Genomic DNA, 9,259 nt, shown 5'->3' with positions numbered 1-9,259 from the left:
AGAACCCGCACCTCACGAAACAAAGAAGGCCGCTCCAGAAATGGGGCGGCCTTTTGTGTTTCTCCGATATCTGCTATCCATCTCGAACCCGTAAACGGAGGCCGATATGGATCGTTCGCAGTTCTGAACCCTTTCAATTCAGCACAAGGATGCCCTATGACATTTCCTTCTCCCAGGACACGTAATCCCGTCAAGCTGTCTGACGGAACCGCGCACGGCGGCACTGTTTTCCTATCGGCCGCCACTGACCACCCGAGAATCCGCGTTGGCGACTACAGCTATGCGAGCGCCCATGTGCCACCTGACGACTGGGCAGGACATCTGGCACCCTATCTCTATGATTTCTCACCTGAACGTTTGATCATCGGCAAATTTTGTCAAATCGCCGACGGGGTGACATTTATCACCGCATCGGCCAATCATCGGCATGATGGATTTTCGAGCTTTCCCTTGATGATTTTTACCGGTGGCGGTGCCGCCGCCCCGTCGATGCCGCCGTCTGGCCCCGATACCGCGGTGGGACATGATGTCTGGATCGGACAGGGTGCCCGGATCATGCCCGACGCCCAAATCGGCAACGGTCTGATCATCGGCGCTGGGGCGGTCGTAACGGGCGCGATTCCTGACTATGCAATTGTCGGTGGCAATCCTGGGCGTGTCCTGCGCACCCGATTCGGGCCAGAGATCATAGAGACGCTGAACGCCCTGGCCTGGTGGGATTGGGATATTGACACGATCACGGCCCAAGAGGCCGTGATCGCCGGGGGCAATTTGAAAGCATTGCAGGCGGTCGGTCCTGCCTGACCGCTTAGTCTGCGGTGGATGCGTTGATCAACCGATCCGCCCGCGCTGTCGTTTCGTCCATAAATCGCCGCATCGCCTCGCGCAGCGCCGTGGTTTCATCGGCAGACGGCTTGCGCGGGACCTCCGCCTTGAAGCGGGCGAAAACATAGGCTCCCCGTCCGAACGGATAAGGCATCAGCATCTTGTCCCATGTATTCAGCCGCCGCCCCTGTGTGGCTGCAAAGGCATAGCAGAACACCGGCGCCCCGGTCGCGCGCGCCCAATCCAGCGGGGCATCCTTGACCTGCAGGGCTGGCCCCAAGGGCCCGTCGCCGGTCATTCCGATACTGACCCCCTCGCCGACCCGTTTCAGCACTGTGCGCGACGCCGCGCGGTTGGATTGGCTGCGCGACATCTCCATCGGTTGCAGGCCAACGCGGCGCTGCAATGCGCCTGACACGCGACCAATGGGTGAGCTGTCAAACAGGCTCGATAGTTGGCCATCTGCGACGGGCCAATGCAGCGCACCCATGATCGACCGCTCGTGCCACATCACCAAAAGCACCGGCCCTTTGGCAAGTGCCGCGCGCAGGTCATCAACGCCCGCGATCTGCCAGCGCGTCGTCCGGTTGCAGAACGCCAGATAGGCGCCAGCGACCGCGGCAAGCAACCTTGCCAGTCGTTGGGATTTTTCGATGCGCTGGCGGAAAGACACGGGGGCAGGGGCCTTTGTTGCGGAATTGTACCCTCTGTTTCGACATTTATCGACCTGATGACAAGTCTGCTGCGCCTTCCCTCTTGATCCCGCATCCATTTGCGACTAATCCGACAACCGGCCATAGGGGTATAGCTCAGTTGGTAGAGCGACGGTCTCCAAAACCGTAGGTCTGGAGTTCGAGTCTCCATGCCCCTGCCAGGCCAGATCCCCGCAAGCGCCAGCCGGAGGATCGCACGACCCATGCCAGCCGCTGATTTTACCGTTGCAATCCACATCGGGGCGCACAAGACAGCGACCTCGCATTTGCAGCGGTCGCTTCACAGTCATGTGGATGCGCTGTCGGATGCCGGGGTCCGCTACTACGGTCCCGAGCATCTGCGCCTGCCCGGGCGGTCGCTTCCGACGCTGTTCGGGCTCAAGGTCGGGCGCGCCACCGATACCCAGCGACGCGCACCCGCCGATCAACTGGCCCTGCTGCGCAAAGGTGCCGCACGATTGGTTTTAAGCGAGGAAAACTATATCGGTGGGCTAAACAGTCCGCGTGGACGCCCCGTCAAAACCCGCTATCCGCAGGCCGCAAGCCGTCTGTCGGCGTTGGCGGCGGGCGTGGATTGCGGCGGGCTCGATGTGTTTCTAAGCATCCGGCACCCGGCCAGTTTTCTAAACTCGGCCTATGGCCAGTTGCTGCTGGGCGGGCGGGTGATGCCGATGGCGCAGTTCACCCAGCTTAACCCGATTGCCAGCGTGAACTGGCTGGATCTGGTGCTGCGGATCAGGCGGGCTGCCGGGGTCAATCGGCTGACGGTCTGGCAGTACGAGGACTATCAGGATATTTTTCCGCAAATCATCGGCGGTCTTGCTGGTCCGCAAAATGTGCCGCTGGTCGCGCCGCTGGGCCGCAAAATCCATGTCGGCCTTTCTGCCGCTGCCGTCGCCCAAGTCCAGCAAGGCGCGGGGGCCGCTGCAGTGCAGAACGTGGCCGTTGCCGCGCGCAAATCATTGCCGGTGACCCCGGAACACGTGGCATTCGACGGCTTCACCCCGGCGCAGCACGATACGGCCAGCCAGCTTTACAAAGCACAAATCGCGGGGATTGCCGCGCTCAATGGCGTCACCTTTTTACGCCCCTAAGGCACGTGGGCACGCAACAGCAGACGTAGGCTTGAAATCATCGGGCAGACGCCGTATGTCGCCAGATGTTTCTATAAAGGACGAAAGCCCCATGGCCACTGCCAATCCTGTCAAGTTCATCCAAGAAGTGCGCGCCGAAGTTTCCAAGGTCGTTTGGCCGACCCGCCGCGAGGTCGTGCTGACAACCATCATGGTATTTATCATGGCTGGTGTGACCGCGATCTTCTTTTCGCTCGTTGACATTCTCATCCGGACCGGACTGACCGGGGTGCTGGCGTACTTCAGTAGCTAACGGTCTGCGGAAATTGCCCCACACCCCTTGAAAACACGCGGTGTGAGCGGTATGAGCCACAGACTTCGGGGAATGGCGTGCGGCGAATCAAGTTGCGCGCCGCTTTTTATTGCCCCGACTGGCGGTGCGTCCGCCAGATATAATTGGAACTTTCGGCCCTGACGGGTCGGTGACGGCAGGGTGGCCCAGAACATGGCGAAACGTTGGTATTCGGTGAGCGTGCTCTCGAACTTTGAGAAAAAGATCGCAGAGGCTATCCGCGCCAAGGCGGAAGAAAAGGGCCTTTCGGATCAGATCGACGAAGTGCTGGTTCCCACCGAAGAAGTGATCGAAATCCGCCGCAACAAGAAAGTGACGGCCGAACGTCGCTTCATGCCCGGTTATGTGCTGGTTCACATGGAGATGTCGGATGAAGGCTATCATCTGATCAACTCGATCAACCGAGTCACAGGGTTCTTGGGTCCGCAAGGTCGCCCAATGCCAATGCGCGACGCCGAAGTGCAAGCGATCCTTGGTCGTGTTCAGGAGGGCGAGGATAGCCCACGCACACTGATCCACTTCGAGATCGGCGAGAAGGTCAAAGTCAACGATGGTCCGTTCGAAGATTTCGACGGCATGGTTGAAGAAGTTGATGAAGATAACCAGCGCCTCAAGGTGACGGTGTCGATCTTTGGTCGGGCAACCCCGGTCGAATTGGAATTCACGCAGGTTTCCAAACAGTAATCTGCGCGTTCAGACGTGGGAGGTCCGGAGCACATCCTGGCCGAACCACGGCAAAACCGCCCCATCGGGGCATTGTAGGGTGGATCTGATCCACCGCTGAAAAAGGAGAGGCCACATGGCCAAGAAGATTATGGGGACGCTGAAACTGCAGGTAGCTGCAGGCGAAGCAAAGCCAAGCCCGCCAGTCGGCCCGGCATTGGGTCAACGCGGCATCAACATCATGGAATTCTGCAAGGCATTCAACGCCAAGACCGCAGATATGGAAAAAGGCGCACCATGCCCGACCGTGATCACCTACTATCAGGACAAGTCGTTCACTTTTGAGATCAAGACGCCACCTGCGTCTTATTACATCAAAAAAGCGGCCAAGCTGAAAGCCGGCTCCAAGACACCCGGCAAAACAGTTGCTGGTTCGATCACTGGCAAGCAGGTGCGTGAAATCGCCGAAGCCAAGATGAAAGATCTCAACGCGACCTCAATCGAAGGCGCAATGCTGATCATCGCGGGTTCTGCCCGTTCTATGGGTGTGGAGGTCAAGTAATGGCAAAATATGGTAAGCGTACAACCGCAGCCCGCGCCGCATTTGCCGGCAAGGACAATGTTTCGGTTTCCGAGGCCGTTGCTCTGATCAAGAGCAATGCCACGGCGAAGTTCGATGAGACCGTCGAAATCGCGATGCAGCTGGGTGTTGACCCACGCCACGCCGACCAAATGGTCCGCGGCACGGTCAACCTGCCAAACGGCACCGGTAAAACCGTGCGCGTCGCTGTTTTCGCTCGTGGTGACAAGGCCGACGAAGCCAAAGCCGCTGGGGCAGACATTGTCGGTGCCGAAGACCTGATGGAATCCATTCAGGGCGGCACCATCGACTTTGATCGTTGCATTGCAACACCTGACATGATGGCCATCGTTGGTCGTCTGGGCAAGGTTCTGGGTCCACGCAACCTGATGCCAAACCCGCGGGTAGGCACAGTGACCATGGACGTCAAAGAAGCAGTGACAGCGGCCAAAGGCGGCCAAGTGCAGTTCAAGGCTGAAAAAGCCGGCGTTGTGCATGCAGGCATCGGCAAGGCATCCTTTACCGCCGAGCAGCTGGAGCAGAACATGCTGGCCTTCGTTGACGCAGTTGGCAAAGCCAAGCCAGCAGGCGCCAAGGGCACTTATATGAAAAAGATCGCGGTAAGCTCAACAATGGGTCCCGGCGTATCCGTTGACGTGGCATCTGCCACCGGCAACGCATAAGATCACGTATCTGCGGATGCGACCTGCGGCAGGCCTTTGGGCCTGCCGTTTGCGTTTGGCGCTTGCGCTAACGGCTTTGTGATCCCCTCAGCATGGGGGATTGCCGGGCAGAACGGCAGATTTGCCAATATTCCGGGCCCCGGGGGTTGGCATTCGGTTCATGTGGCAGTAACCAACCAACTTGGCCCGGATGATTGATTCGTTCGGGCCTTTGTTCGTCCGAGACGGTGGGTTGGCGTGTCACGCCTTTAATTCCTGCCTGAGACGGGGATAGACCAGATTTTTCGAGGCTCTCCTCGGTTGAACCTGGCTCACCCGTGTACGTGGACACCGAATGTCGGGTAGTTCGCTATCCGGCAAATGTGAGCCGGGGGGAGACCCCCAAACTTGGAGTGAAACTGTGGATAGAGCACAAAAAGAACAGCTGGTCGACGACCTCGGCCAGATCTTTGAAAGCTCTGGCGTCGTAGTGGTTGCCCACTACGAAGGCATGACAGTTGCCGAAATGCAGGACCTGCGCGCACAAATGCGTGACGCGGGTGGGTCCGTACGTGTTGCCAAGAACAAGCTCGCCAAGATCGCCCTTGCAGGTAAGCCGTGCGCAAGCATTGCAGACTACCTGTTGGGGATGACCGTGCTCGCCTATTCCGAAGACCCTGTCGCAGCTGCGAAGGTCATGGATAAGTACGCCAAGGGTAACGAAAAACTCGTTATTCTGGGTGGTGCAATGGGTGATACAGCACTGGACGTCGCTGGTGTGAAAGCCGTTGCCGGGATGCCAAGCCGCGAGGAGCTTATTGCTTCCATCGTGGGTTGCATCGGGGCACCTGCCGCAAACATCGCCGGGGCCATTGGCGCGCCTGCTTCGAACATCGCGAGCATTCTTTCGACCATCGAAGAGAACGCTGCATAAAGCATCTGAATTGACTTGGGGCGCGTGCCCTGACGTTGGAACACACTTAAAACGAACGGAAAGCATAAAATGGCTGATCTGAAAAAACTTGCTGAAGAGATTGTTGGTCTGACCCTTCTCGAAGCACAAGAACTGAAAACCATCCTGAAGGATGAGTATGGCATCGAGCCAGCTGCTGGTGCAGTTGCCGTTGCTGGTCCTGCTGCCGCTGTCGAAGTTGCAGAAGAGAAGACTGAATTTGATGTTGTGCTGAAAGAAGCTGGCGCACAGAAAATTAACGTCATCAAAGAAGTCCGCGCAATCACAGGTCTTGGCCTGAAAGAAGCAAAAGACCTCGTTGAAGCTGGCGGCAAAGTCAAAGAAGGCGCTTCAAAAGCAGAAGCAGACGAGATCAAAGCAAAGCTGGAAGCAGCTGGCGCGACGGTCGAACTGGCCTGAGTCAGTTTCCGGCGGGGGTCTCCCTTGCCATATAACACGGCTGGACGCGCATTTCGCGCGCCCGGCCAAATCTGTCTTAGAGGTTGGCCAGCGCTGACCAACCTCTTGGGTAGGTTTGAGATGTCGGGAGGGTGCCGGTGGGACGGCAGCCACGAATAGACATCAAACCCCCGGTCAAATGGGTGATGTATCGCGGCCCGGGCGATGCGTCATTCGAGAGACAAATATAAGGTGACATCGCACATGGCTTCCTCCTTCCTTGGTCAGAAACGCCTGCGCAAGTACTACGGCAAAATCCGTGAAGTTCTTGAAATGCCGAACCTCATTGAGGTTCAGAAATCTTCTTACGATCTGTTCCTGCGCTCTGGCGACAGTGATACGCCCCTTGACGGCGAAGGCATCAAAGGTGTCTTCCAGTCGGTGTTCCCGATCAAAGATTTCAATGAAACCGCCGTGCTTGAATTCGTCAAGTATGAGCTTGAAAAACCGAAATACGACGTCGAGGAATGTCAGCAACGCGACATGACCTACAGCGCCCCCCTCAAGGTGACGCTGCGTCTTATTGTATTCGAAGTAGATGAGGATACGGGCGCGAAGTCTGTCAAAGACATCAAAGAACAAGACGTGTTCATGGGCGATATGCCCCTGATGACACCAAACGGGACGTTCGTTGTGAACGGGACCGAGCGTGTGATCGTGTCCCAGATGCACCGCTCCCCCGGTGTGTTCTTTGACCATGACAAGGGCAAGACGCATTCCTCAGGCAAATTGCTGTTCGCCTGCCGCATCATCCCATATCGTGGCAGCTGGCTCGACTTTGAATTTGACGCCAAGGACCTTGTGTTCTGCCGGATTGACCGTCGTCGCAAGCTGCCTGTGACCACGCTGCTGTATGCGCTGGGTCTGGATCAGGAAGGCATCATGGATGCCTATTACAACACCGTTGACTACACGCTGGACAAAGACGGCAAGGCTTGGACAACCAAGTTTTTCCCACAGCGCGTGCGTGGCACCCGCCCCACGTTTGATCTGGTTGATGCCAGCACCGGTGAGGTGATCGCCAAAGCTGGTGAAAAGATCACGCCACGTTCGGTCAAGAAAATGATCGACGAAGGCGCAGTGACCGATTTGCTTGTCCCTTACGACCAGATTGTCGGCAAATTCGTTGCAAGCGACATCATCAACGAAGAGACGGGCGCGATCTACGTCGAAGCCGGTGATGAACTGACGCTCGAGATGGACAAGGCGGGCGACGTGATTGGTGGCACGCTCAAGAATCTTGTTGATGCTGGCATCAAGTCGATCCCGGTTCTGGACATCGACAACATCAACGTCGGTGCCTATATCCGTAACACCATGGCCGCAGACAAGAACATGAACCGCGAAACCGCGCTCATGGATATCTACCGCGTCATGCGTCCCGGTGAACCACCGACCGTTGATTCAGCATCGAACCTGTTCGACACCCTGTTCTTTGATAGCGAGCGTTACGACTTGTCCGCTGTTGGCCGGGTCAAGATGAACATGCGTCTCGATCTGGATGCAGAAGACACCATGCGCACCCTGCGCCGCGAAGACATCGTTGCCTGCATCAAGGCGCTGGTGGAACTGCGCGACGGCAAGGGCGATATCGACGACATTGACCACCTTGGTAACCGTCGCGTCCGTTCCGTTGGCGAGCTGATGGAAAACCAGTACCGCGTCGGTCTGCTGCGGATGGAACGTGCGATCAAGGAACGCATGTCATCGGTCGAAATCGACACGGTCATGCCACAGGACCTGATCAACGCGAAACCTGCTGCTGCTGCGGTGCGCGAATTCTTCGGCTCAAGCCAGTTGTCGCAGTTCATGGACCAAACCAACCCACTGTCCGAGGTCACGCACAAGCGTCGCCTTTCGGCGCTTGGCCCCGGCGGTCTGACCCGCGAACGTGCCGGCTTTGAGGTGCGCGACGTGCACCCGACCCACTATGGTCGCATGTGTCCGATTGAAACACCCGAAGGTCCGAACATTGGTCTGATCAACTCACTGGCGACATTCGCCCGCGTGAACAAATACGGCTTCATCGAAACACCATACCGCAAGGTCGTGGATGGCAAGGTGACGGACGAAGTGCAGTACATGTCCGCAACCGAAGAAATGCGTCACACCGTGGCGCAGGCCAACGCGAGCATGAACGAAGACGGTTCGTTCAAGAATGAACTGGTTTCGACCCGCATGAACGGTGACTATACGCTGGCACCACGCGAAAACGTGGACCTGATCGACGTGTCGCCGAAACAGCTTGTCTCGGTCGCGGCGTCGCTTATTCCGTTCCTGGAAAACGATGACGCCAACCGCGCCTTGATGGGTTCGAACATGCAGCGTCAGGCCGTGCCTTTGCTGCAAGCCGAAGCGCCGCTTGTCGGCACCGGTATCGAAGAAGTCGTGGCCCGCGACAGTGGCGCTGCGATCATGGCAAAGCGTGCGGGTATCATTGACCAGGTCGATGCCCAGCGTATCGTTGTGCGTGCTACCCACGACCTCGAACTTGGCGATGCCGGCGTTGACATCTACCGGATGCGCAAGTTCCAGCGGTCGAACCAGAACACCTGTATCAATCAGCGTCCGCTGGTCAAAGTGGGCGACATCGTTCTGAAAGGCGAAGTGATCGCCGACGGTCCTTCTACCGATATCGGGGAACTCGCACTGGGCAAGAACGTGATCGTCGCGTTTATGCCTTGGAATGGCTACAACTACGAAGACTCGATCCTGATCTCGGAACGCATCACCCGTGATGACGTGTTTACCTCGATCCATATCGACGAATTCGAAGTCGCGGCCCGCGATACAAAGCTTGGTCCAGAGGAAATCACCCGCGATATTCCCAACGTCGGCGAGGAAGCCCTGCGCAACCTCGACGAAGCCGGGATCGTCTACATCGGTGCCGAAGTCGGGCCTGCAGATATCCTTGTTGGCAAGATTACACCAAAGGGCGAAAGCCCGATGACGCCAGAAGAAAAGCTGCTGCGCGCCATCT

10 protein-coding genes and 1 tRNA gene are annotated in these 9,259 nt (G+C 57.5%); 10 read left to right on the top strand and 1 reads right to left on the bottom strand.

Going from position 1 to position 9,259, the window contains the following annotated elements; all coding sequences use genetic code 11:
- Positions 1-156: 156 nt before the first annotated feature.
- Positions 157-804: a CatB-related O-acetyltransferase gene (locus QZ196_RS16405; RefSeq protein ID WP_296428354.1), complete on the top strand. Its 648-nt coding sequence runs from the start codon at positions 157-159 to the stop codon at positions 802-804.
- A gap of 4 nt (positions 805-808) precedes the next feature.
- Here QZ196_RS16405 and QZ196_RS16400 read toward each other — a convergent pair whose 3' ends face one another.
- A complete protein-coding gene (locus tag QZ196_RS16400; RefSeq protein WP_296428352.1) occupies positions 809-1,498 on the bottom strand; it encodes a DUF374 domain-containing protein in 690 nt (229 codons plus the stop codon).
- A 125-nt stretch (positions 1,499-1,623) separates the two neighbouring features.
- Here QZ196_RS16400 and QZ196_RS16395 point away from each other — a divergent pair.
- The 9 genes from QZ196_RS16395 to rpoB all read left to right on the top strand — a co-directional run.
- Positions 1,624-1,699 (top strand) — tRNA-Trp (locus QZ196_RS16395).
- Between the two features lie 42 nt (positions 1,700-1,741).
- Positions 1,742-2,632 carry a hypothetical protein gene (locus tag QZ196_RS16390; protein WP_296428350.1) on the top strand — a complete coding sequence of 297 codons (891 nt, stop codon included), beginning with the start codon at positions 1,742-1,744 and terminating at the stop codon, positions 2,630-2,632.
- 91 nt (positions 2,633-2,723) lie between these two features.
- Positions 2,724-2,924: a preprotein translocase subunit SecE gene (gene secE, locus QZ196_RS16385; RefSeq protein ID WP_296428349.1), complete on the top strand. Its 201-nt coding sequence runs from the start codon at positions 2,724-2,726 to the stop codon at positions 2,922-2,924.
- A gap of 192 nt (positions 2,925-3,116) precedes the next feature.
- Complete coding sequence (nusG, locus tag QZ196_RS16380; protein WP_296428356.1) at positions 3,117-3,647, top strand: transcription termination/antitermination protein NusG; 531 nt, start codon at positions 3,117-3,119, stop codon at positions 3,645-3,647.
- A 115-nt stretch (positions 3,648-3,762) separates the two neighbouring features.
- Positions 3,763-4,188, top strand: a complete 426-nt coding sequence (gene rplK / locus QZ196_RS16375) for a 50S ribosomal protein L11 (RefSeq protein ID WP_296428348.1) — start codon at positions 3,763-3,765, stop codon at positions 4,186-4,188.
- Entirely contained in the window at positions 4,188-4,889 is a 702-nt protein-coding gene (gene rplA, locus QZ196_RS16370; RefSeq protein WP_296428346.1) for a 50S ribosomal protein L1, read from the top strand. Before rplK ends, rplA begins: the two co-directional genes overlap by 1 nt.
- A 400-nt stretch (positions 4,890-5,289) precedes the next feature.
- On the top strand, positions 5,290-5,802 hold the full coding sequence (gene rplJ, locus QZ196_RS16365; protein WP_296428345.1) for a 50S ribosomal protein L10: 513 nt from the start codon (positions 5,290-5,292) through the stop codon (positions 5,800-5,802).
- A 69-nt stretch (positions 5,803-5,871) separates the two neighbouring features.
- The gene (rplL, locus tag QZ196_RS16360) at positions 5,872-6,240 is read left to right on the top strand and encodes a 50S ribosomal protein L7/L12 (RefSeq protein WP_296428344.1); all 369 of its coding nucleotides are present in this window, start codon (positions 5,872-5,874) and stop codon (positions 6,238-6,240) included.
- Between the two features lie 243 nt (positions 6,241-6,483).
- Positions 6,484-9,259 (top strand): DNA-directed RNA polymerase subunit beta (gene rpoB, locus QZ196_RS16355; protein WP_296428343.1); only part of this gene is annotated, 2,776 nt, incomplete at its 3' end.

The sequence above is a fragment of the Yoonia sp. genome (genome assembly GCF_017854565.1).
GTDB lineage: Bacteria > Pseudomonadota > Alphaproteobacteria > Rhodobacterales > Rhodobacteraceae > Yoonia.
The sequence above is the reverse complement of the archived record's forward strand: the minus strand, read 5'-3'. Positions and strand labels throughout refer to the sequence as shown.

What these genes read in the sequence shown, in the direction of transcription:
- QZ196_RS16405 (WP_296428354.1), top strand. Translation starts at nt 157, where the DNA reads ATGACATTTCCTTCTCCCAGGACACGTAATCCCGTCAAGCTGTCTGAC.
- QZ196_RS16390 (WP_296428350.1), top strand. Translation starts at nt 1,742, where the DNA reads ATGCCAGCCGCTGATTTTACCGTTGCAATCCACATCGGGGCGCACAAG.
- secE (WP_296428349.1), top strand. Translation starts at nt 2,724, where the DNA reads ATGGCCACTGCCAATCCTGTCAAGTTCATCCAAGAAGTGCGCGCCGAA.
- nusG (WP_296428356.1), top strand. Translation starts at nt 3,117, where the DNA reads ATGGCGAAACGTTGGTATTCGGTGAGCGTGCTCTCGAACTTTGAGAAA.
- rplK (WP_296428348.1), top strand. Translation starts at nt 3,763, where the DNA reads ATGGCCAAGAAGATTATGGGGACGCTGAAACTGCAGGTAGCTGCAGGC.
- rplA (WP_296428346.1), top strand. Translation starts at nt 4,188, where the DNA reads ATGGCAAAATATGGTAAGCGTACAACCGCAGCCCGCGCCGCATTTGCC.
- rplL (WP_296428344.1), top strand. Translation starts at nt 5,872, where the DNA reads ATGGCTGATCTGAAAAAACTTGCTGAAGAGATTGTTGGTCTGACCCTT.